The following is a 22,876-nucleotide window of genomic DNA, read 5'->3' on the forward strand; positions in this document are numbered from 1 at the left end:
ATGCCCGTGGCTGGAGCGGACCGGGTCCCGATAGATCCCTTTGGCGCTGATGCGCCTGCCGCGCCGCCGCTCAATCGTGTCATCAAGGCCCAGCAGCACCGGCCCTGCCGGCAGGAACGCGTCCAGCAGAAGCTCAAGCAGCACGCGGGCAGCCGCCCGCCCGCTCCAGGCAGCGCGATTGAGCACGCGGTGATAGTTCACGAACCGCCGTTCCCGGCTGAGCCCGGTGATCCGCAGGATGCTGGTCACCATGCGTCGGCCTGGTGCCAGAATGGACCCGATCAGTAGCACCTGAGCGTGCCGCCAACTCCGTTGCCGGAAGAGCGGCGCGAAGCATAGGATCACCGCGGCGAAGCGGGCTGGTAGGCGCAGCATGGCGGCTGTCCTTTGGCCGGGACGCCTCCAGCTTAGCCGCTCACCCGCTCCGCCGCCTCAGCTCCCGCAAATGGCCAAAGTCGAGCTCAGACTGTATGCCGAGATCAACTAAGGTCCGTTAGCGCTTGAGCCAGCCGAGCGCAGTGGCGTGGTGTAGGGCGCCGATGAAGGACCGGGCGGCCTTCGCGTGGCGGGTGGCGTACGCGCTTTGAACTACGTGGCCGTCCCGGCAACCAGCAGGCAACCAAGTGGTTCATCCGCATGGAGGGATCAGCAACCCTCCTGACAGCGAGATGGCCATGACCACCGCCCGCGACGTCTCCCTCGCCCGGCTCGCCCTGGCCGCCTATTCGAACGCGGACCCTCCTCTTCCCGCTGGCTTCACGCCCCTTCCGACTACAGCGCTGACCCTCGATCCCAGCTTGGGCGCGAGCTTTGTTGATGGCATTTACCGCAACCAGAACGCGGCGGCGCTGGTGGTCACTGGCTCCCTCAATGGCGAGCCAACGGTCGTCCTGGCCTTCCGAGGCTCTGACGACCGCGAGGACTCGATCAACTCCTTGCGCGACATCAATGCCGACTACCCAGATTTCGCACCCTTGGTGAGCGCGCTGGACAGCTACGTGACCGCCACTGAGGTGCGTAACGTCGCGGTCACCGGGCATAGCCTCGGCGGCGCCATGACGCAGCTCTACATGTCTCAGCATCCCAGTGCGGCGACCCAGTATCTCGCCGTCACCTTCGGTTCGCCGGGGGCATTGCTCGGCGAGGGAACTGACCCACGCAGCCGCGACTACGTGATCGCCGGTGACCCAGCCGTTTATCTGGGTGAAAACCGTGCGGAGACCGGCGCGGAGCTGCGTGCCAACCCGCTCCTCGCTGGAGGAGCCGCATTTATTGCCGCGGACACCTTCCCTGGCCTCACGGTGGCCGACGCCCTTGCTTCGCTGCCGTCCTTGACGCGGGACTACGAGAACCGCGGCATCACCGTGCTGCTCCCCAGCCTCGATGGTAGTGTCGATCAGGTCTCTGACTTCAGGGAGTTGTTGCGGGCGGATCCAGCGAACCATCGAATTGAGGTTTACACGTTCCAGGTGGCCTCGGAGGCGGCAGGCACCAACGGACGCAATCCTGCCCCGCTCTTCGACCGAGACTTTTACTTGGCGAGGAACCCGGACGTTGCGGCGGCGGGAGTCGATGCGCAGACGCATTACGAGCAGTTTGGCTGGCGGGAAGGGCGTGACCCTGACGCGGCGTTCAAGACCAGCTTTTACCTCGCGTCCAACCCTGATGTCGCCGCCGCTGGGGTCAATCCGCTCGAGCATTACAGCATCTATGGTTGGCGCGAGGGCCGCGACCCCAACCCCTACTTCGATCCCGACTTTTATCGGGCCTCCAATCCGGATGTCGCGGCCGCCGGTGTTGAGCCGTTGCTGCATTACCAGTTATGGGGCTGGATGGAGGGCCGCGATCCAGGCCCCTCCTTCAGCACCTCGCGGTATCTTGCGGCCAACCCTGATGTCCTGGCCGCCGGAGTCGACCCACTCGGGCACTACCTGCAGTTTGGCATTGAGGAGGGGCGGATCTTCTAGGGTCTGTCATCGCTTGAACTTGTTGGCTTCGCTGGGGTTTTGCCTGCTTTGAGCAGGAGGGACCCATGCTGGACGACAATCAATGGGCGATGCTCGAGCCTCTGGTGGAGGCGTGCCGGCCCAAAGGGAAGACGCCGCCCCGTGACCTGCGGCGCACGATGGCCGCGATCCTCTGGCGTCATCAGAACGGCGCCAAATGGCGAGCCATCCCTGAGGAGTACGGGCCATGGTGGCGGGCGCCACAGATCTTCATCCGCTGGGCCCGTGCCGGCGTCTGGGAGCGGCTGCTGCATCTTGTGCAAGACGCGGGATCCAGCTCGGCATGGTGTTCCTCGATGGCACCAGCGTGCGCGCCCATCAGAAGGCGGCTGGTGCTGCACGAAGGGGGGATCTCGGGCTGAGCGAGACGGTCGTGAGGCGCTTGGCCGCTCTCGTGGCGGATATGGCACCAAGGCTTGCGTGATCGCCGATGGTGCCGGTCGGGCGATCGCGTTCCGGATTGCACCAGGACAGGCGCATGAACTCCCGCACGCGATCCCGCTGCTTGACGCGCTGCCAGAGGTGCCCCGCTGGGTGGTCGGCGATCGCGGCTACACCAGCCACGACCTCCGCGAACACATTTGGAGCATGGGAGCGCGGCCGGCGATCCCACCCCAACGTCACGAGGCACCGGTCTCTTGCCCGGACTGGATCTACAACAGCCGAAACCGCGTCGAGCGCCTCTGGGCGCGGCTCAAGGAGTGGCGGGCTGTCGCCACACGATACGAGAAAACCGCCAGGTCCTTTCTCGGCGTGCTCTGCCACGCCGCCACACTCGATCATTTCAAGCGATGACAGGCCCTAAAGTGGGCACGACCCCTTGCGCGACTACTCAAGTACGACCGAAACCTCCCCCCATTTGTTAGTGAGCATGGTCGCCACTGGGCCCCAGCTGACCATGTTAGTAAATGCGGTCGCCTGCACTCCTTGTGGTTGCACGATTTCTAAGAGATTAAACCCTTCGCTTCCCGTGTCTCAGCTTCTCCGTGCTCTAGGCTCGTCGAGGCGAGGCCTACTGGGCCGGCTGCTCCAATTGGATTGTTAAGGAAATAAGCAACGAAAGCCGAGCACCGCGGCCAAGCGTCGTCCGGCTTCCGGAACGGAAAAGGCTCCGCTACCCGAAGGCAGCAGGGGACAGAGGCGTTTACATTCAGGAGAATGTTCCTGGAACACGCGAGGCCCCACGCATTTGCGTCTGCATTCTTGGACTGACCTGCGGCGTTTGACGCGCATGCACTTCCGCTGTGGCTTGCTCCTGACCCTTGCCGCCGTGACGCTCCTGGCGTGCCGGGAGGATCCCCCCTCCGAGAAGGCGGCAACTCCCGATCCGCGCCTGCAGGCCGCCCGCCAAGCCGCGGAGGGCCGCCTCCGGGAGCGCATGCGCGCTTCCGGTGAGCCGCAATCGCGCGGGGTACAGGTCTTTGCCCAGGCCGTCCCGAACAGCTTCGCGGTCTGCGGTCGTGCCACCGCCTCGGGCAGTGCGAGTGAGCCGCTTTTGCCCTGGGTGGCGGTGGTGTCCGTCGCGGGGGATGAGGCGCAGGTCACCAGCTTTGTCTTGGGAGCAAGCGGTCCCGAGGCGAGCCGCGTGTTCACCGAACTGGTCGACCGATGCTTCGAGGGGGGCGGCCCGCCTTCCGGGCGCATGCCAGCGCGGCCTCTCCCGCCCTTGCCGACACAATCGGCGCCCGAAGCTGCGCCCACCGTGGCAGGCAGCGACAGGCCCACTGCTGCCCCGCCTGCGTCGTCAGCCGCGCCCCCTGCGGCGGCCGCACCCTCCTTCAGGACCGTCGTCACTTCGGCCCGCAGCGGCGCAAACCTCCGTTCCGCACCCCAGGGAGGTCAGGTTCTGCGCGTGGTTCCCCGCTCGAGCACCTTGCAGGTGCTCGGCGAGGCGCCGGGCGGGTGGTACCAGGTCGGCCAGAACGGCGCCGCCTGGGGCTGGATCCACTCTTCCGTCGTGGAACGGACGGACCGCTGACGTCGGAGTGTCGAGGATTGTCTGCGCAGGCGAATCTGGCCACGTGACGCGGCGCAACGCGCCGAGAGAGCGGCCAGCGATCGCTTGCAACCCATCGAGACCGAAGCCCGCACTCCCAGCTCCAGCACAGCGGCTATGAGGCCGCTTGCTCATCCTTCTCTTGCATTTTTTTGAACCGCGTCACGCACACGCAGCAGTCCGAGCACAAACGCGCGAGGAGGTGGCAAGGCTCGCGTTCTCGACGAAACGCCACCCCGCACTGAGTTTCTTTTGCGATGGAGCTACGGCTGAAGCGCCAGGGCCCGGACTGAACTCGCCTCTCCACCAAACTTCTGGTTGCTGAGAATATCCCTCGTCCACAACCGAAGAACAGGAGGCTCACTCACACGAGAGGACGCAACGAGAAGGTTGCACGTTCCAGGCATCGATCTCGGCCCTTCTTCTGAGAACCATTCTTTCGATCTTGAGTTAAGCGCTCGCTGGGCGGCCACGCCCTTGATCATTTCGAGGAGACCGGCGTGAGCCAGACCACTTCTTCCTCAGCCCATGCTGCTCCGATCTCGACAGCGCTGCGTCTGACGGTTCCGTGGTTGTGCCGCCACCTCAAGTCCATCGCCGCTGCTGCGACCATCCTGGTGGTCCCCGCGATGGTTCCGGAAGCAGAGGCTCGTTCCTCGTCGCAGGCGCGCGAGAGGGCGACGCACAGCGAGCGCCCGGCGGCGCGCGACCGCGCTGACGCGAGGCAGAGACGAGACTCTTCCTCTGCTCGCCTGTCGGCACGCCGGACGCAGGTCCGCCGGGCAAGCCCGGCACCGCGGCCGCAGACGCCCGAACTCACGCGAAACCGCGTGCTCACTGCCTTTGTCTCGGCGCAGCAGGCGACGGGCTTGAGTGCAGAGTTCCTCCGGCTGATCGCGGAGCGGGAAAGCAGCCTCAATCCGAAGGCCCGCAACCGCAGCTCGTCCGCCACAGGCTTGATGCAGTTCACGGACGACACCTGGCTCGAAGCGGTTCGTGACTTCGGCGCGCAGCACGGCCTCCGGGGCTACGCCGCCCTCCTGCGGACCGACCGCGACGGCAACATCACTACGCAGGACCCAAGGGCGCTGCGCCACATTCTCAAGCTCCGGGAGGATCCGCGCCTTTCGGTCGCGATGGCTGCCGAAAGGCTTCGGGCGGCACGCCCACGCCTGGAAGAATCCTTGGGACGCACGGTCGAGCCAGCGGATCTGTACCTTGTGCACCTGCTGGGCGTGACCGGCGCGAGGCGCTTTCTTGCTGCCATGCGAACCGATCCAAACACGACTGGTGTCGCGGTCGCCGGCACGGCAGCCCGCAGCAACATCAATGTTTTCGTCCGGGCGGGGCGGCCTCTCTCCGTCGCAGCCGTCTACGAGGATATCCGACAGGTCTTCGCGCCCCTGAGGGTCACGCGCGTCTAAAGGGAGAAGGTGGCAGACTTCGAGGTTGCGGCGCAGGAGTGCGGCACGGCTGTGCCGCCGACCCGGAAAGTCAGGCTGGCGTGGCGGCAGCGATCGGGGGCAGCTTGGGGAAGTGAAGCCTACCTAGCAGGGCTCGCATGGCGCTGAGGACGGCGTCCGCCACTTGCCAGTTGCGTCCGCTCGACGCCCCCTCGCGCACAAGGCCAGGGCGGTAACATGCTGTATTATGGAGTTTGTTGCGAACGACGAAGCGAATAATGCTTTAAGGAATCAAGCCTTTGCCGCCTCTTTCCCCCAAACCCCGGCGGCTGAGGTGAGGCCGTGCGGGATTCCCCCTCCCGCACGGCCGTCTTCTCAGTCCCCCTGAGTACCCCGACCGGCTTCTGCACGTATCCGATTCGGCGTCATAGATCGTAATCCTACCTACATGCCGCCGCATCAGAAAACCCCGGCCGCAGTGCTTTTTGGGTCGCGCGCGTAGCTCCCAGTTTGCGATGGCCAACAGCTTGACACCTGGGGCTGGCGGCCCGGCTGAAGCCTTCGTTGCTAGCGAGGTCCGCCGCTGGCAATCGAGGAGGTCCGTTTATGCGGTACTGTTGTTTTCCCTCATGGACCGCGCTCTCGAGCGGCTGTATGGGCCGTCGCTGGACGCCGAGACCCCGCTTCATGAACCCGGACACGACCTTTCCCACCCTCAAGGTGCTGGTGGCGGAGGATGATTATCTTCACGCGAGTTCCCTGGCGCGTTCGCTCGAAGCCGCGGGGGCAGGGGTCGCGGGTCCGGTGGCCACCCTGGCCGCGGCACTGCGGATGCTTGAGCGCGAAGCCGATATCAAGGCAGCCGTGCTCGACGTTGAGCTGCATGGTGAGCTGGTGTTTCCGGTGGCCGTATTGCTGCGGCGCAAAGGCATCCCTTTCGTGTTCGTGTCGGAGCAGCCCGCCGTAGGCGTCCCCTTCTCCTTTCAGCACGTTCCCTGGCTGCCGAAGCCTGCGCCCGCAGTCCAGCTCCTGCGCCTCCTGGGGCAGGATCAGGTCTTCGAGCCTTTGTCTGTTGTGGGCGTGTCCGAGAAAGACCTGCTCGCGGCCTGACCTGCGGAGGCTTCGAAGGCTTTCTGTCAGAGGCGATCAGCGCGACTGGGAGTGTAGTTCGACCTTTGGCTCGGGCGCCCGGCAGCAGGGGCAGCACCCGTCTGGGCTGTGGCTCCGCTTTCTCCTCTTCCTTTGCCGCGCTGCACTCGTCCAAGGCGAGCAAAGCCCTCCAATTGGAGCTATAATGCCCTTGTACGGCTCAGGTCTGACCAATTGGCCCTATGGCGTCAAACAACACCACAGCGGTACGATGCTGGGAATGGCGCAAGGTGCAGCAACAAATGGGGCACCTCGGAGTTCGAGTTTCAACTAGGTCTCGAAGTCGCGGAATGAAGCACAGCCGGCGATGGAGAAAAGACGATGACATTCCGGAATGTTCAGGCTCTGGAGATGTGCTTCTCGCTGGTTCCAGCGACAGACGGTCGGCTTCGCGAAACAATGGTCATCCGCTACGCCGACGGCATCATGGAGCGCTTCGTTCGCGCCAGCACCGAACGGGACTGGTCCCGCGTTTGAGAGACTGATCAGGTCGCGAGGCCGCCGAACGAAGTGCAGCTGAAAGAATTCGAGACCGGGTGTGGGTGGCGAGGGGCGCTGCGAGCATCAATCGGCTGAGAGCCGCCCGCGCTTGAACTCCTCGAAAAGGAGGTAGACGACGCGCGGTGTCGAGGCGCTTCCGGTCGCGATGGTTTCGCCGCGATCCCGGAACACAAAGGCGAAGTCGGGCTTGTGGATGCTCGTCATGTGGATGTGGGAGCGCCAGCGATAACAGCCGACCTGCGTCACGCCGGTCGCCCGGATCGACTCCGCCACGGACTGCCCTGTGAGAGCAGCACATCCACCTGCCGCAGCTTGGTCAGCGCCTCTTCAGACCGGTGCTTCCCCCGCCCCGCCGTCTCGGTCCTCCTCCGGTTCAAACCTATATCTCAAGGCGGACCACTGTAGAGGGAGGGATCACGGACAGGGTGCTGGAAAGGATGCCCTGGGGCGCAACGGCCGACGCGGCCCTTGTTCTTCATATCAGAACGCTTGCATCAGGCTTCCTCAAACGCCCCAAGCGCCACGACACCGTGACGCAACCATTCGGCACGGAAGGGGTGCCCGGCTTCGCAGCGTTGGTGGCCAGTTCGTGAAAGGCAAGGTTGAGCACCTCCGCCGCATCCTCCGCGACCCAGATTGGCGCGCCGTCGGCCTCCATCCGGCCGGACCCGCCATAGGGCGAAAGGACACGTCGTGCGACCTCTGCCAGGGCCGGCCCCCCTGAGACCGCGAGAGCCTGGTGCCTATCCTCGAGCGCGCTTTGGATCGACAAGGGGACGGCCACCATGGCGGAGGGCCTGGGCCTCGTGAAAGTCAGAGGGCGCTATGCCGTGGGCCTCAACAGGGCGCCCGGCGTCGCGCGAAGGCGAGTACCGCGGTCCACCCGGTGTGATGCCTCCTCCGGCCGAAGCTTTCCTTCTGCGTTCTCGAGGGCTCGTTCGATGTCGTGGCGGTCGCGCGGCTCGGAAGCCTCGCGCAGGCCAGCCGCCGCGACCATGCGTGCGTGCTGCGCCAGGGTGACGCATTGCTCCTCCGTTCTGCCGTGCTCAGCAATGCGGGCAATGGCTTCAAGGAGGTGGATGACCACCGCCGGATGTTTCGCCGCAGCTTGGCGGATCTGGTTGAAGGCGGCGTCCAGGGTTCCCGCGAATGTCGTCGTCTGACGCATGACGCGAAGCCGACCCTGGGCGTCGCGCAGCCTGCGCCGCGGCAGCTGCCGTCCCGCCAGCCGGCTGAGGCAGCCCCGCAACCGGTCTACCACCGCGATGGCGGTGGCCGGGTCGTTGATGCCGGGCGACAAGGCCCGCACCGCCACCTCGACCAGATGCCGGACGGCGAACTCCAGGTCCTGAGTCGGCGTCCGTTCCCGGCCCACCGTGGCGAGTTCGCAGATGCTGTCGCGCTCGGCAGCCTCGGCCATTTCCGCCGGCCAGACCAGGATACGGCGGTCCCCCGCAACGACAAAGTCACCAGCGCGAAAGTCGAGGCGAAGCATTGCACCATGTTGGTCGGCCCACGCCAGCAGGGCGTCGTGGTCGATCGACTGGACGTAGCCCTCCTGGCGCTGCTCCAGGGCCGCGGCTGTCCGCCAGAGATCCTCTGCGGCTTCCTCCTCTCCCTCCAGCTCGGTCTCCGCGTCATTTTCTAGCCGGGGCAGGTGCTCGATCGCCTCGTCGAATTCCCGGCCCACGCGCGCCACGACCTCGTTGGCAACGGCGATCGTGCTCAGCTCCTGGATGAAGACCAGCAGCGCTAGCACGCAGCCCAAGGCAAGCACCGTGCCAAGGCTGATCGCCGCGTGGGGGACATCGTGGAACTCGGCATCGCCCCGGACCGCACGCAGGACGAGCACCAAGTAGACGATGGTCATGGCGAAGGTGCCGAGCGTGGCCTGGGTGGTAAAGTCGGCACGGAAGACGCGGATCAGCCTCGGTCCGTACTGGCTGGCGGCCAGGGTGAGCACGACGACGGTGGCGGAGAAGGCCATGGAGGCCATCGAGATCACCCCGGTCAGCAGCGAGGACAGGAGGTTGCGCGCATCCTCGCCGCTGCCGCTGTTCATCCACCAGGCGCGCACGTCGTCCTCGCCGCCTTTTCCAGCGTCCACCGCCAGCATCGCCCAGGCCAGTCCGGCTGCCGCGAGGATCATCACGGAAGGAACGAGCCAGAGGCTCGTGCGCACCGCATCCCAGATCGCCCGGGCCCGGTTCGTATTCACCATGCCGTCTCGGCCTTTCGTTCTCGAGAAGAAGCAATGCCCCGAAGCTCCGTGGATGCAGGTACAGCAGAGACTTCAGGCGACCTTTGCACCGTGTCCCAAGGGAGGACGGGGTCGTTCGGCTTCATTCTGCAGCTTCTGCGGCATCACCCCCGCCGGATCTCCCAATCCAGCGCGACCGCAGCCTGGACATTGCTGGACCAGGAACTCGGCCTGAGGTCGGCAGCATGGCTGTGGGGGGCCGACGAAGAACGCGGGCTTCGGCACCTTCTGAGGTGTTCAGGTGAGACCGCATCATCCGCGCAGCGCCTGAGGGGATGGTCTCGGTGTGTGCGGCCTGGTGGACATCCCATCTTTGGCGAGCAGGACGACGCATGGCGGTTTTCGAGCCGCGCTCCATCCTAGTGCGGCGTGAAATCCGTATCTGGTCTCACCTGGCGGCAGTACGACGCCACCAGACGGCTGCAATTCTCCAGGTCGGAGAGACTCAGCACCTCGCTGGGCGTGTGCATGTATCGCAGCGGGATCCCCACCAAGCCAGTTGCCATCCCATGCCCGCTGGTCTGCATCGCCTTGGCATCGGTGGGCGTGGCCCCTGGCGCCACGCGCACCTGGAATGGGATGCCCGCCTCGGACGCGGCCTTGCAGAGCAGCTTGAAGACGATTGGGTTGGTGTTGGCGCCCCGAGAGATGCTCGGCCCCTTTCCCATGTCGAGCTGGCCGAACTGCGCCGGGGTCAGCCCAGGAAGGTCGATCGCATGCTCCATGTCGACCGCAATGCCAGTCCTCGGGGCTAGCGCAGCCGCCGCAGCCGAGGCACCGCGCGAGCCAATCTCCTCCATCACCGTCCCGACCGCCCACACGCCCACGTCCTCGTGAAGTCCGCCCTCCTCCTTGAGGAGGCGCAGCGCCTCGGCTACGATGAAGAGGCCGCCTTTGTTGTCGAAGCCTCGTGCGACGGCACGGTCGCCAAGCAGTGGCTGGAAATCGTACTGATAGGTGGCCAGGTCCCCGACGCCGACCGCCTCCTCCGCCTCGCTTCGTGAAGCGGCGCCGATGTCGATCCACAACTCCCCAAGCTTCGGTTTGCTTCCGGCCTCATCAGGACCGAGGAGGTGCAACGCCTTGCGTCCGATGACACCGGTGATCCGCCGACGCCCATGCACCCAGACCCGCTGCCCAACAGGCACAGCACTGTCATGCCCGCCGATGGCGCTGAAGTAGAGCAGCCCGTCATCCCCGATGTGGTGGATGATGAAGCCGATCTCGTCCATGTGCCCGGCGAGCATGATCTTCGTGGGGGCACCCGGGTTCAAAGTCGCAGTGACGTTGCCGTGGATGTCGGTCGTCACCTCGTCCGCGAGGGGCTCCACGTACTCCCTGTAGAGCTGGGCGACAGGCTCTTCGCTTCCGCTCGGCGAGACGGCGGTAATGATGCGCTTAAGGAAGCTCAGAGACTCGTCCCGCATGGAGGATGCCTTCCTGGGTGTTGTTTTAGGTTACTTCACTGATGCTGATACTTTAGCTGGACGCTCCACAGCCGTGCTTCCGTAGCCGCGGCGCCGTCCGCACCCGATCACACTCCAGGCGCCTTCTCGCCGGGCGAGGGCAGGGGGGATGGAGCGTCATCACGCAAGAACTCGTCAGCGAGAAGTTTGTTTGCTTGCGGAATGAACTGGTAGGGCTGCGCGCGGAGCCGCCTGGTTAGCCCCTGCAAGGGATCTGCGGCTGCGAGGGTCGGATGGAACAATAAGAGGCAATCAACTGGTTACTGCAGGTCGTACATGGACCTGACACCCGGTTCTCGCTTCACCGGAAGCCCACCGCGTCCTCCGCTGGGCTTTGGCGATCGGATCGCAGCCAGCCCCCAGCGGTCGGGAGTAACTTTGGAGCATTGTCCGCCATCCGCCGGTCCTGACCCGCAGCCTCTCCCGCTTCTTTCGGCACTTAGGGAACGGTCGCGTGGAGAACCATGCGCTGCGTCCATCGTTCCAGATGAGCCATGGACGTTGCGGGCAGGGGCTGAAGCCATGACCTTCTGGATGCAAAAGAGCTTGGCGGAGATGACCCAGACTGAGTGGGAAAGCCTGTGTGACGGCTGCGGACGCTGCTGCACGGTCCGGCTCAAGCGGGCGAACTTCAGGCTCCTGACTCGGCTGGGCTGCCCTCTGCTGTCACCGGACACTGGCCGGTGCATGGACTACGCCAACCGCAAGGAACGCATGTCGCACTGCAACACGCTGACCCCAGAGAGCGTAGGAAACTGGCTGCCCAACACCTGTGCCTACCGGCTGGTGAAGGAAGGCAGATCGCTGCCTGAGTGGCATCATTTGATGTGCGGCGACCGCGAGCGGGTGCATGAGGGCCACAGCGTCCGAGGCTGGGTCGTGCCGATGGAGCCTGGCATGGACCCGATCAAGAACCTCGTCGGGTATGAAGAGGGCTGAAGCGGGGCGCACCGACGCTAAAGGTCTCCGAGGCAAGCTTGGGCTGGCAAGACGTGGCCAGATCGACCCAGCCCGCTGCACCAAGCTGTCTTTAGGGACGGCGAAATGAGTGGACCTTTCTCACGGGCTTGTGACCACGTGCACGGTGTTGCTCCTTTCGGTGCTTGCGGCAGGAAAGCCCAGAACCGGTCGATGGAAACGTTCCTGAGCGACCTGCGCCGCGAGGTGCCCGAGGCGACGCGGCCGCGTCACATTGAGATCGACACTTCCCAGGACAGCTTGGAGCGGCAGCCACCGATCGAAAGCCAAGCTGCCTAACGCGCCTTCTCCAGCGGTGAGGCCGTGCGGGCTTTCCTTCCCGCACGGCCTCACCAGATCGTTTGTTCTTGGTCAACGACCCCGTCGAGCCGCGCCGCCAAATGTGGGTGACCCGCCCGGCGAGCGTATTCCGAGGCACTGCGGCCTTGTGCGTCACGTCGCGACGGATTGGCGCCGCGCTCCAAGAGGAGTTCTACTGCTGCGTGGTGCCCGGCGGATGCCGCGACCATCAAGGGCGTCACGCCCTCAGGACCATCAAAAGGCGTGAGGTCGCCCGCAGCCGGCAGAAGCGTCTCCAGCAAGGCAAGATTGCCGGATGCGGCCGCCGCAAGCAGCTTAGCTTCCCTGGATTCCGTCATTCTGTCTGCTCCTCCACTGGTGCGACCGTCGCCCTCCGGAAGGCCTGGTGCGAGCCACAAAGCCGCAGCAGCCAACCCTCAAACCAGGATCTGCGTTTGGTGACAGCAGCTCCTGGTGGCGACCGGACGCTAACGACGCCTAGATTTGCCTTTGCAATATTTGGTTCAAGCATCTCGTCAAAGACTTTCGTGTTCCGGTTTTCACGGCGGCAGCGGTGAGAACTGTCGAATGAAATTCTCTGAGCGCGTCCCAGCGGCTCGACCGGCCGGGGCGCCCAGGCGGCCGCTTCAGGACGGTTGGCCCACTGCCCGCGCCCGGCGCCGCTGCCCAGCCAGATGTGCTCAGCGGCCCCAGCCGAACCGCGGTCCCGCGGAGGCTGCGGCCAGCATATCGCGGACCTGCCGGGCCGGCACGCACGGCTCGAGGTGCCCGCCAGACCCGCCCGAGGGGTCGCGCACGCGGCCGAAGACGCAGGGCCGCAGCACGTACAGCGCAGCGAAGTCGTCAAGCGCATGAAGCTGATTTGGTGGTGCAGCTGGTACTCGGCCTGCTCCTCGGACAGCGCATAGAGCCCCTGCAGCACCAGCACGCGGAACATCAGCACCACGTCATAAGGAGGACGGCGGCCGCGGCTGCGGCCGGCCCGCGGCAGCGCCTCCTCCAGCTCCGCGCGGAGCGCCTCGAACTCCACCACGGCGCGCAGACGCTCCAGCGGCTCCCCCGATACCGACAGCCATGCAGCCGCTCCTCCGCGTCAAAGGAACCGGGCTGTCCCGCGATGCCTCGCTCTCACCGTCACAAGCAACAGTGAAGCAGCCTGCAGCCGTCAGCAGCAGATGCTCTCGAGGTGTCCAGGTAACTTGCCTTCATCACTCGTAGCAGGTAATTCGCCAACCTTCCATAACTGGGTCAGTGCGGCCGCCATAATTTATATCTTCTGGGCCCTAACTTTCAGTCCAACCGAGCATTACTTGTGTGCAGTGCAGCATTTTCAGGCATTTGTTGCCTGGCACGATCGCTCCAACCGGCATGTGGGCCGAGATGCAGCGCAAGCTCTGTCTGGAGATCCTTTGCACATTCACGTCGCAGGCCCGCACTGCGACAGGACAAGGACATCACCATGACCTTCCGCGCCCTCATGCAGGCCGGCCCGGCCAAGGCCAACGAACTCTTCGCCAAGCTTTCCGAAACCTCGGATGGCGCGGTTAAGACTAGGGAGAAGCTCTTCGCCGAACTCAAGGGCGAACTCGAACTCCATGTCAGGCTCGAGGAGCAGCACCTGTTCCCGATCCTGCGGAAGAACCCCGAGACCCGCGAGCTCGTGGCGGACGCGATCCGGGACAACAAGGAGCTTCGGGCTAAGCTGAACGACCTCGAAGCCATGCCCAAGAACGACCCCGCCTTCGCCGAGACGCTGCAGGACCTGCAGAAGGCCTTCCGCCAGCATGCGCGAGATGAAAAGAAGGAGCTGCTTCCCGCGGTGCAGCGTGCACTGACTGACGAGCAGGTGCAGGGCGTCGCCGAGAAGATGGAAGCCAGCCTGGCCGAGGTTGAGCAGGCGAGGCAGGACGAGGCCGAGGAGCGTCGGGCCCAGGCGCGACAGGAGCGCGAGGAGCAGGAGTTCCAGGCACGCCAGGCCGAGCTGCGAGCAGAGCAGGCTCAGGCGGCCGAGCGGGAGCAGGCAGCCGCCGAGGAGCGCGCCAGCGAGAACATCCGCCGTGTGGCCGATGCGGCCCTGAGCCCGATCGTCGCGGCAGCCAAGGCTGTGGCCGTGACAAGTCGTCCTGCCTCCACCGCAGAGGTGGGCCAGCGTGCCCAGGCTCAGGCATCGGCCCTGACCAACATGTTCCTGTGGCCCTGGATGAGCATGGTGCCGAACGCGCAGCGGCCGGGATCCTCCGCGGCCGTTCGTGGCCCCGCGGCCATGGAAGAGGTCATCCCCCTGGGCGAGGAAGTCCTCGAGGTCGGCAAGCGCACGGAGAACCGCGGCACGGCCAGCATCCGTCGCTTTGTGGTCGAGACCCCGGTCGAGCGTCAGGTCACGCTGCAGAGCGAAAGGGTGGTCGTGGAGCGCCGTCGCCCGGTGAGCGACAAGGTCACCGGCGAGGTCCTGACCGAGGTGTCGATCGAGGTGATCGAGACCGAGGAAGTTCCGACTGTCGAGAAGCGAACTCGCTTGCGGGAAGAGGTCGTGGTGCGGATGGAGCGCAGCCAGCGCGTTGAGACGGTGCGCGAGACCGTCCGTCGCGACGAAGTCGAAATTCGCCACCCTGGCCGCAGCGCCGGACCAGAGCTGAAGGCGGGCCAGCTGAATGGGCAACGGGGCTCATATATCGAGCAGGATCCCATGGCGTCCAAAAAGGGCGAAGTGACTTCGGCCAAGGCGGCGAGTGCGGCGGGCAAGGTGCTCGCGGACAATAGTTCCTCTGCGGATGCGAAAACGGCAGCAGCCTCCGCGCTGACGCAGAAGCCGTCCAGCAGTCAGCCGACTGGGAAGAAGTAAGGATTGGGAACAGCGCTGATGGCCGGCTCAACCTGGAGCCAGCCATCAAGGGACGTCACGCGGAAGGAGCCAAGGGGCACGCCACCCACCAAGCCTCAGGCCACGGTGGATGCCGCCACCGACTTCCCTCTGCTGCTGGCTTCAAGTCAAGCGCCTCCCTCTACGGTCCGGTAGCGAATGGAGCAGGCCGCGGTGCGGGCGCGGCTGATCCATTCGGATGCGGACGGCTTGGTTCGGTCGTAGCCCGCATCGGCGAAGAGATGCTTCAGCCATGGCCAGCGCTTGCGGATGGCGGCCAGGATCACCTGCGCCCCCGCGCTGTCGGACACGTCCGCGGGCGTGAGGTTTACCATCAGCAGGCGCCCATCGGTATCCACCGCGACGTGGCGCTTGCGCCCGACGGTCCGCTTGCCCCCGTCGAAGCCGCGCACCTCGGCGAAGGGTGCTTTCACGGTTTGGCTGTCGAGCACACCACCCGTGGGGCTCGCCTCTCGGCCTGCCGCCTCGCGGTCCAGCATCAGCGCCACGTCTTGGATGGTCTGGAACAGCAGGCGCCGAACGAAACGCCGGAACCACCAATAGACTGTCTGCCAAGGACCGAAGTGCACCGGCAGCATGCGCCAGCCGCCCGCGCTGCGTGCCATGTATCGGATCGCGTTCAGCACTTCGCGCAGGTCAACCGAGGGCTTGCGGCCCTGCCGCGACGGCTTTGGCAGCAACGGCTCAATCCGCGTCCACTCCTCGTCCGTCAGGTCAGAGGGGTAGCGCTTCGTCTTTCGGCCAAGTTCGGCCATCCGGCCTCGGGTTTCTCGGGTCCACATCCCGAGTTTGAATGACCCCTAGCCGCGTCGCGCCAAGCCTTTCTCAAACGGTCACTCAGCCTCGCCCTCGACGGACAAACGCGCGATGGCCCGATACCCCCCCAGGAGACGCAAGACTGGGCTTGCGGACATCGGCTTCGACATTCGGCAGCAAGGGCACTTGCCGAAGCGCGAGGGGGCCCGTTGCAGGGCTGCTCGGACACGAACACGAAAGGAATGCCCTCGCAGCAGCACTCCTGGGCGATGCTGCGGCGTTGCGAGAAGATGGGCCCGCCCTGTGCTCTGCTTTATGATCCCAGCCGTGTCGACGCTCCTGGCGTCCCGAGAGGATCTCCCTTCCGAAAAGGCAGTAGCCCCGGATCCGCGCGGCACGTCGTTCTGAGGTCGTGGCGCTCATGAACTCCTCGGCAAACGAGGCGCTGCGTGACCCGGTGGTATTGGAGCGCCTAGCACGGAGGAGCGTCAATCCGAGCGGCAAGACGCCGCGCGGTCATGCTCATTTGTCGCTCGGACTGTATTCGGTGGCATGGCCCAGGATCATCGGCGCCGCCAGAGGGAGGCGGCCGATAGACGTTTCGCCGACTTTGTCCTTTCCCTGATTGCACCATGTTCGGCTTCGATGAACGACTTGGCGCAGCAGAACTCAGGGCGCAGCGAGACTCCTTCGCAGCCGCATGATCGTTCCAGGCAAACCGCGGACCCTCAGGACGCCCCCAATCTCGTCGTAGGTCTCTGACAGCACGTGGGCGCTTTCGTAGATTTCGCCGATCAAGGCCTGCTTGGCGTGGGGCATCACTAGCACATCCTCCACCATGGCAGCCTCGAAAAACCCGATGATGGTGTCCCGCAGCGCTCTGACATCCTCCGGCGAGTGGGCGGAGAGCAGGATCGCATCCGGATGCCTCTCGACCAGAGCCGCGCGCCGCGCGGGGGCCACACGGTCCATCTTGTTCAGCACGAGGTGGTACGGGACGGCGTCCGCCCCGATTTCGCGCAGCACGCTGCGGCTCACTTCCAGCTGTGCCTCGTAGGTAGGATCAGACGCGTCCACCACGAAAAGCAGTAGCGAGGCTTCAAGGGCCTCCGCCAGGGTGGAACGGAACGAGGCGACCAGGTCGTGCGGCAGCTGCTTGATGAAGCCCACCGTATCGGAGATGAGCACCCGCGGCCGGGTCTCCGGCTGCAGGACGCGGACAGTGGTATCGAGGGTCGCGAAGAGCTTGTCCTCCACCAGCACCTGGCTGCCCGTCAGCGCCCGCATCAACGACGACTTGCCCGCGTTGGTGTAACCCACGAGAGCGACCCGCAGCTGGTCCTGTCGGCCCGTGCGGCGGTTGTCGCTGTCGCGCTGCACCGCTTCCAGCTGCTCCCGCAGCTCCGAGATCCGGTCACGGATCTTGCGGCGGTCGAGGTCTAGCGTCGTCTCCCCTGCACCCGGTCCCTGCTGTCGCCCACCGCCGCCCGAGGACTCGCGAAGGCGCGGTGCGACGTATTTCAGCCGAGCCATCTCCACCTGCAGCTTCGCCTCGCGGGTGTTGGCGTGGCGGTGGAAGATCTCGACGATGACGCCAGTGCGGTCGAGTACCTGAGCGCCGGTGGCCCGCTCCAGGTTGCGAATTTGACTTGGCGAGAGGTCGTGATCCACGATCACGAATTCTGGTTTCCGAGCCGCATTCTCCTCCGACCCCAGAACGGGAACGGCTTCGACCGCGCCCCCGAAGCGCCCGCGCGCTTTCGCGGTTGGTGGCGCTGCCATCGAACCGACCACGCCGGTGCCGCCGGTCAGCGCGGCCAACTCCGCCAGCTTGCCCGTCCCCAGCAGCGATCCGGCACCGGTGCCCTCGCGCCGTTGCGACACCGCACCCACAACCTGGTAGCCAAGTGTCTTCACCAAGCGCCCCAACTCCTCAAGGCTGGCGGCATGGGTCACGTCATCGACTTCGGGGGTCTGGATGCCGACGAGGACGGCGAGTGGGACGGGAGGCATGGTTTCCATGGCGATGACCTAGCATGAGTTCAGTCGAAGCTTCGTGGGCCGGAACCGGTTTCAGTCTCAACCGAAGTGCCCGTCGGTCCACGGCTACGTGGCGGGGAGGTGCGGCGGGAATGCTTGGCAAGGCCGCCCGCACCGGATCCATTCAGGTGTCCGCCGCGCGCTACAGATGCCGCGCGGAACGGCACAGTTTTTCCGGGCAAGGGCCATGTTCTCGCCGTGGAGAAGGCAGAAGACGCCGGTCCGGCTTCGGCCGGAGAAAGCCCCAGGCTGCTCAAATCCACACAAGGGTAGGACCTCGAGCCCGCTCCAGACCCCCTCTCGAGAGAAGCGCGCGGAGTCTGGATTTACAATCGCTCAGGCCGGACCGCCGGGAGCCACAGCGTCACTGTGGTGCCGCGTCCCGGGTGGCTGGACACATGCAGACCGCCATCAGCCCGCACCGCAAAGCCACGGACCATAGATAGGCCGAGCCCTGTGCCCTTCTCGCCCTTGGTGGTGAAGAAAGGATCTCCCGCCCGGGCGCGCGTGGCCTCATCCATCCCCATGCCCTTGTCGCGCACTTCGATGCGTGCGTACGCCCCTGGAGCAAGCCCGGCTGGATGGCCCTCTGCCTGCGCCACAGCATCCCCCTGGCTCAACACGAGCACCTCCCCACCGTCAGGCATGGCATCGCGCGCATTCAGGCACAAATTGATGACGGCACTTTCCAACTCACCCCGGTCGACATTGACTCGCGGAGGCCGAGGCTGCCCGCTCTGGTAGCGAGTCGTGACCCCGTGTCCGAGGGTGGATGATAGCAGCTCCACCAACTCGGAAAGGATTGCGCTCGGGTCGACCGGCTGAATCGACGCTGTATTGCCCTCGGGCGCCCCTCTCCGTGCAAAGCTGATCATCCGTGCCGCAAGGCCCGCCGCCCGCTCGGCCGCCCCCACGACGCGCGCTACCGCCTCCCGCACGCGCGCAGGATCCTCGACACTCCGCTCGATCCGATGCGCACCTGCCATAACGACCTGTGCCGCATTGCCAAAGTCATGGGCAACACCAGCCGCCAACTGCGAGAAGGCCGTTCGCGCTTCCGAGCGGCGTAGCTGCTCTTCCATCTCCGCCCGGCGCTCCGCTTCTTGTCGCGCTTGGCCGGCTTCCCTCTGCGCACGCCAAGTGAGGAACATCAACAGGATCGTTGCCAGCCCGGCGAGGAGGGCCGGTGCTGGCAGGCGTGCTGCCCAGTTCCTCCACTGAACGGAGGCATTCAGCGCATAGGCGACAGAGACAGGGAAATCTCCAAGCCCGCGGACGACGACCAAGCGCTCGGCCTCGCCAGCCTCGAGCCTAAGGCGACCCGGGCCGTCACGCTTCGCCTCCTGACCCTGGATCAGTTGAAGAAGAGTCCCGCTCGGGACCGACAAGCCCACAGGCGCTGCAGGCGCCGGATGGCGCGCCAGCACCGCCCCATCATGGCGAAGCAGCAGCACGACGTCCCGTTCTGTTTCGATGATTCCTCGCCAGAACTCCTCGAAGTAAGCCGGGAAGAATGCGGTGCTGACCACTCCCCCATCAGGTTGGCGGGCTGCTCCAAGACGGGCACGGCTGAGCCGAAAGACGGGGCGGCCCGTCACAGCTCCCTCGGAAACCGCGCCGACAAACGTCCCACCTTCCATGATGCCCTTTGAGCCGGCCTCGGAGTCCTGGTGTGCGTGGACATAGTCGCGGCCGGAAAGATCCACGGCAGGGGTTGGAAGGGCCACGCGGCTTGTGAGAGCAAGCTTCCCCTCTGGGTCGATTAGAGCGATCCCCACCGTCGCGGGCGCGGCCCGGTCGAGATTGAGGAGGGCCTCGTGCAGGTCAGCCGCGTCACGGATCTCCGACCAGTTCCTTTCCCCGGTCAGGAGAGCGGCGGCAACGATTGCAGCGTTCTGCGCCTCGAAGGCACGAAGCGCGTGCTCGCGCAGCATTTCGGTCGTGCGCGTCAATCGCACGTGGGTTTCCTCGGCGGTCTGAGCCCATTCGAGCCAGGCAGCCGCCAGAAACCCAGAAAGTGGGACCATGAACGCGGACAGCCACAAAAGGACGAAGCCCTTGGACCGAGTCCAAATGGCACCCACCTTGCCCGGGGGCAGAACGCTGCTTCGCTTACTCGTCACGAGTGATGCTTCGGGGTGCAATCAAAGGCGATGGCGACGATCCCTTCTTTGCTTCAGATATTGCCTCCCAAGGATCGGAGGTAATCTTCAACATTCTGGCCCTTGAGATTTGCCAAAGGCAAATCCTGGCGCGGAGCGGAAGTTCGCGAGAAACGCGGCGAGTGCTTCGATGAAAGCACTCGCAAGCAGCCAGCAAACCGGCTCTTTCGCATCATCCAGCCTCCGGTCAGGTCAGCAATCCTGCCTGAAAAACTCTCACAGTGGCTGGACCAGTTTTCCGGTCTAGGGCCAGCCAACAGCTTGAGACCCTTCACCGGCGGCTCGGTTTGATCGCGCCCTCTGCTCGGCGTTCACCGCTGGCTCGGTCCAGGTCCGTCGGCATATATACGACGCCTAGCGCAATGGCGGGCTTCGGACTGGGCGTGGCGTGTCGCAGGGTCGCCCGACACCTCCGTGCTAGAGCCATGAAGAGGACCTTTGGGTTTCGGTTGGATCTTTCTCCGGGGGAGCAACAGCAGCGGAACCAGTGCTCATACAGAAAAATAGAATTTTCGTTACATTTTCTCCTTGGTCTTGCCAACGAATGTTTGAGTTGTGCAAGGTTGTCGGAGCGCAAGCGCCCGGCGACAGCAGGGCATGAGGACGCCCGACCATGTTGCTCTCCCCTTTTATCAAGACTGCGAAGCGCCTAGCGCCGTCGCGCATCGCCTTCCGGTTGGAGCAGATGTGGCGTGAGCGCCGGCGGGAGGGCGAACCCGAATGGCACCTCCTCCAGGGACTGGCCGATCCCGCCCGTGCTGCGGTGGACGTTGGGGCTAGGGGCGGGGTCTACGCGGAGCGGCTTTCCCGCATTTGTCCCTATGTCCATTGCTTCGAGCCGCAACCTGGGCTGGCGGCGGACTTGCAGCGCAAGCTTCCGCCAAACGTCACAACCCATAGTATCGCCCTTTCGGACCAGTCTGGCTTCGCAGAGCTTCGGGGCGTGCACGGTGACAACAGGCGCTCGTCGCTTCACCCGGCGGACACGACCCAAGGCGAAACAATCTGCGTTGCGCTCCGGCGCCTGGATGATGTGGTGTGCGATCCGGTCGGCTTCCTGAGGATCAACGTAGACGGCCAGGCGATGTCCGTGCTTCGCGGCGCGGAGGAAATCCTCCATCGCGACCGCCCCACGCTTCTGATCACAGCAAAGGCTGTGCACCAGGAAGGCCAACCCCTCGAATTCTTCCAGTATCTTTCCGACTGCGGCTACGAGGGGTGCTTTCTGTGGGGGGATGACATCGTGCCGGCCGACGCGTTCTCCTTGGAGGAGCATCAGCGCCCGGATCGAGCGGGTGGCTACGTCAGCAACTTCATATTCATGGCTGTCGACTCGAAGCGGCGGGCGAAGGCTGTTTCTTCGTTGGCGCTGACACGCAATGTACCGGTCGCTGCAGACCTGTCTTCCACCGGTCCACTGGCAGCGTGACCGAGCCCGGCGCGGCAGCTGCACCTCTTCAAAGGGGGCCATCTGCAATTATTCGTCGTAAGGGATGGGCGAATCCGCCCGCTGGCTACCAGAAGCTCCCGTAGGGACGGTGCCCGCTTTCCTCTCAAGGCAAACAACAACCCAGACCGCCTTCTGACTCGGCTTGCATGTGGTCTGAGCTGCGAAGCGGTTGCGGCGATATCTCACAGGAGACAAAGAGGATCAGCCACAGCAAAACCGATATCACGAGGAGGAGACGCACCGCCTCGTGCCACGGTAGACCATCGCGCGAATGGTCTTCCTTCCCAGGTCCACTGCGACGCCAGAACCGTCCCCCACATACCATTCGCACCCCCGTCATTGACGCAGTCTAGGCCATTTACGGTGCTGGCGCATGTAAGTAGGCACGCTTCTCCGCTTGAAAACGAGAACTTTCGGCCGGTTGCGCAAAACTCGTTCACGATGCGGTTCCAGCCCGCTCCACGACCCGGTCAGGGTCTCTCTGCGCCTAGGGACTCGGGCCGAGCAGCATGCTGCGATCTTGACATGGCCTCACACCCGCGAAGGAGCCATTGGCAACACTCGCACTTACTTCGGTGCGTTGGTGCGCGGCGTGGCTGAGCGTGTGACAAGGAGCTGAGGCGAGAGCGCACTGCGCACTCTGCCGAGCCGTTCGGCGACAAACGGTGTGAGGCCGGGCGCCGCAAGAAGGGAGGAGGACGAGCCGAGGCAAACTGAGGTTCCGGCTGCCAAGTGGTGTTGAGAGGCGCCCGATGGAATGCTACTGGCTTGCGCGACGTGGCGTGCAACGACGCGATCGAGACACTTGCCAACTCGAACACCGTGCTTTTGCGCGTAGGAGCTGATATCCTAGGCAGCCCAAGGCGGGTTGCGGCGCGGAGCGGCAACAATTCTGCAGCGATCTGGGACGCGCTCTCCGGCCAAATCCCTCTTCCCGCGCGAGGGCCGCCGCTGGTTGCCGAGGACACGTCCGCTTACTTGGTACTGTTGATTTCCCTCATAGACCGTGCTCTCGAGCAGCTATATGGGCCCTCGCTGGACGCCGAGACCCCGCTTCATGAACCCGGATATGACCTTTCCCACCCTCAAGGTGCTGGTGGTGGAGGATGATTACCTTCACGCGAGTGCTTTGGCGCGCTCGCTCGAAGCAGCATGAGCGAGGGTCGCGGGTCCAGTTGCAACGGTGGTCGCCGCGCTGCGGATGCTCGAGCGCGAAGCCGGAATCACGGGTGCTTTGCTTGATGTCGAACTGCACGGTGAGTCAGTCTTTCCCATCGCTGCGATGCTGCAGCGCAAGGGCATTCCCTTTGCCTTCGTGATGGAGCAGCCTGCCAGAGATATTCCTTTCGCCTTCCGCCATGTGGCTTCGCTGCCAAAGTCAACGCACGCAGGCCGCGCCCTGCGCTTACTGAGACGGGATCAGGACTGCGGGTCACTATCCGTTGTGGACAACCCCGAGAAAGACAGGTTCGCGGCATGAGCCGCTGTAGCTTCTCGAAGTCTTCCTGCTCCAGGCGGTCAGCTCGCG

At 64.8% G+C, this 22,876-nt stretch carries 18 protein-coding genes and 1 pseudogene; 10 read left to right on the forward strand and 9 right to left on the reverse strand.

Annotation, left to right across the window (positions count from 1 at the left end):
- Positions 1-375, reverse strand: a 375-nt coding sequence (locus OF850_RS19500; RefSeq protein ID WP_301592009.1) for a transposase, incomplete at its 3' end; no start/stop codon positions are given.
- A gap of 299 nt (positions 376-674) precedes the next feature.
- Between OF850_RS19500 and OF850_RS19505 the strand changes: the two genes are divergently transcribed.
- The 6 genes and pseudogenes from OF850_RS19505 to OF850_RS19530 all read left to right on the forward strand — a co-directional run bounded on the left by OF850_RS19505 (position 675) and on the right by OF850_RS19530 (position 7,031).
- Positions 675-1,967 (forward strand): alpha/beta hydrolase family protein, encoded by a 1,293-nt coding sequence (locus OF850_RS19505; protein WP_301592010.1) that lies wholly within the window; start codon positions 675-677, stop codon positions 1,965-1,967.
- 65 nt (positions 1,968-2,032) lie between these two features.
- Positions 2,033-2,801: pseudogene (locus OF850_RS19510) on the forward strand (IS5 family transposase).
- An 847-nt stretch (positions 2,802-3,648) separates the two neighbouring features.
- Positions 3,649-3,984, forward strand: a complete 336-nt coding sequence (locus tag OF850_RS19515) for an SH3 domain-containing protein (RefSeq protein ID WP_301592065.1) — start codon at positions 3,649-3,651, stop codon at positions 3,982-3,984.
- A 518-nt stretch (positions 3,985-4,502) separates the two neighbouring features.
- Entirely contained in the window at positions 4,503-5,426 is a 924-nt protein-coding gene (locus tag OF850_RS19520; protein ID WP_301592011.1) for a transglycosylase SLT domain-containing protein, read from the forward strand.
- 666 nt (positions 5,427-6,092) lie between these two features.
- Positions 6,093-6,515, forward strand: a complete 423-nt coding sequence (locus tag OF850_RS19525; protein ID WP_301592012.1) for a response regulator — start codon at positions 6,093-6,095, stop codon at positions 6,513-6,515.
- A 360-nt stretch (positions 6,516-6,875) separates the two neighbouring features.
- Positions 6,876-7,031, forward strand: a complete 156-nt coding sequence (locus OF850_RS19530; RefSeq protein WP_301592013.1) for a hypothetical protein — start codon at positions 6,876-6,878, stop codon at positions 7,029-7,031.
- Between the two features lie 87 nt (positions 7,032-7,118).
- Here the strand turns inward: OF850_RS19530 and OF850_RS19535 are convergent, their stop codons facing one another.
- The 3 genes from OF850_RS19535 to OF850_RS19545 all read right to left on the reverse strand — a co-directional run bounded on the left by OF850_RS19535 (position 7,119) and on the right by OF850_RS19545 (position 10,625).
- Positions 7,119-7,328 (reverse strand): hypothetical protein, encoded by a 210-nt coding sequence (locus tag OF850_RS19535; RefSeq protein WP_301592014.1) that lies wholly within the window; start codon positions 7,326-7,328, stop codon positions 7,119-7,121.
- A 550-nt stretch (positions 7,329-7,878) separates the two neighbouring features.
- The gene (locus tag OF850_RS19540; protein ID WP_301592015.1) at positions 7,879-9,276 is read right to left on the reverse strand and encodes a DUF2254 domain-containing protein; all 1,398 of its coding nucleotides are present in this window, start codon (positions 9,274-9,276) and stop codon (positions 7,879-7,881) included.
- Positions 9,277-9,674: 398 nt separating this feature from the next.
- Positions 9,675-10,625 (reverse strand): M20/M25/M40 family metallo-hydrolase, encoded by a 951-nt coding sequence (locus tag OF850_RS19545; RefSeq protein WP_301592016.1) that lies wholly within the window; start codon positions 10,623-10,625, stop codon positions 9,675-9,677.
- 678 nt (positions 10,626-11,303) lie between these two features.
- Here OF850_RS19545 and OF850_RS19550 point away from each other — a divergent pair.
- Positions 11,304-11,720, forward strand: a complete 417-nt coding sequence (locus OF850_RS19550) for a YcgN family cysteine cluster protein (RefSeq protein WP_301592017.1) — start codon at positions 11,304-11,306, stop codon at positions 11,718-11,720.
- 368 nt (positions 11,721-12,088) lie between these two features.
- On the opposite strand, the gene OF850_RS19555 is transcribed toward OF850_RS19550, so the two are convergent.
- Both OF850_RS19555 and OF850_RS23770 read right to left on the reverse strand, forming a co-directional pair.
- Entirely contained in the window at positions 12,089-12,397 is a 309-nt protein-coding gene (locus OF850_RS19555; protein ID WP_301592018.1) for an ankyrin repeat domain-containing protein, read from the reverse strand.
- Positions 12,394-13,092, reverse strand: a complete 699-nt coding sequence (locus tag OF850_RS23770) for a transposase (RefSeq protein WP_368044707.1) — start codon at positions 13,090-13,092, stop codon at positions 12,394-12,396. Before OF850_RS23770 ends, OF850_RS19555 begins: the two co-directional genes overlap by 4 nt.
- Positions 13,093-13,518: 426 nt before the next feature.
- Between OF850_RS23770 and OF850_RS19560 the strand changes: the two genes are divergently transcribed.
- Positions 13,519-14,901 (forward strand): hemerythrin domain-containing protein, encoded by a 1,383-nt coding sequence (locus OF850_RS19560; protein ID WP_301592019.1) that lies wholly within the window; start codon positions 13,519-13,521, stop codon positions 14,899-14,901.
- Positions 14,902-15,047: 146 nt separating this feature from the next.
- Here OF850_RS19560 and OF850_RS19565 read toward each other — a convergent pair whose 3' ends face one another.
- The 3 genes from OF850_RS19565 to OF850_RS19575 form a co-directional block, all read right to left on the reverse strand.
- Complete coding sequence (locus OF850_RS19565; RefSeq protein WP_301592020.1) at positions 15,048-15,722, reverse strand: IS5 family transposase; 675 nt, start codon at positions 15,720-15,722, stop codon at positions 15,048-15,050.
- A gap of 643 nt (positions 15,723-16,365) precedes the next feature.
- Positions 16,366-17,718, reverse strand: a complete 1,353-nt coding sequence (gene hflX / locus OF850_RS19570; protein ID WP_301592021.1) for a GTPase HflX — start codon at positions 17,716-17,718, stop codon at positions 16,366-16,368.
- A gap of 344 nt (positions 17,719-18,062) precedes the next feature.
- Entirely contained in the window at positions 18,063-19,688 is a 1,626-nt protein-coding gene (locus OF850_RS19575) for an ATP-binding protein (RefSeq protein WP_301592022.1), read from the reverse strand.
- 823 nt (positions 19,689-20,511) lie between these two features.
- Here OF850_RS19575 and OF850_RS19580 point away from each other — a divergent pair.
- Entirely contained in the window at positions 20,512-21,327 is an 816-nt protein-coding gene (locus OF850_RS19580) for an FkbM family methyltransferase (protein WP_301592023.1), read from the forward strand.
- A gap of 1,204 nt (positions 21,328-22,531) precedes the next feature.
- A complete protein-coding gene (locus OF850_RS19585; RefSeq protein ID WP_301592024.1) occupies positions 22,532-22,828 on the forward strand; it encodes a response regulator in 297 nt (98 codons plus the stop codon).
- Positions 22,829-22,876 lie beyond the last annotated feature (48 nt).

Origin of the sequence: Sabulicella glaciei (assembly GCF_026183895.1) — a bacterium.
GTDB lineage: Bacteria > Pseudomonadota > Alphaproteobacteria > Acetobacterales > Acetobacteraceae > Roseococcus > Roseococcus glaciei.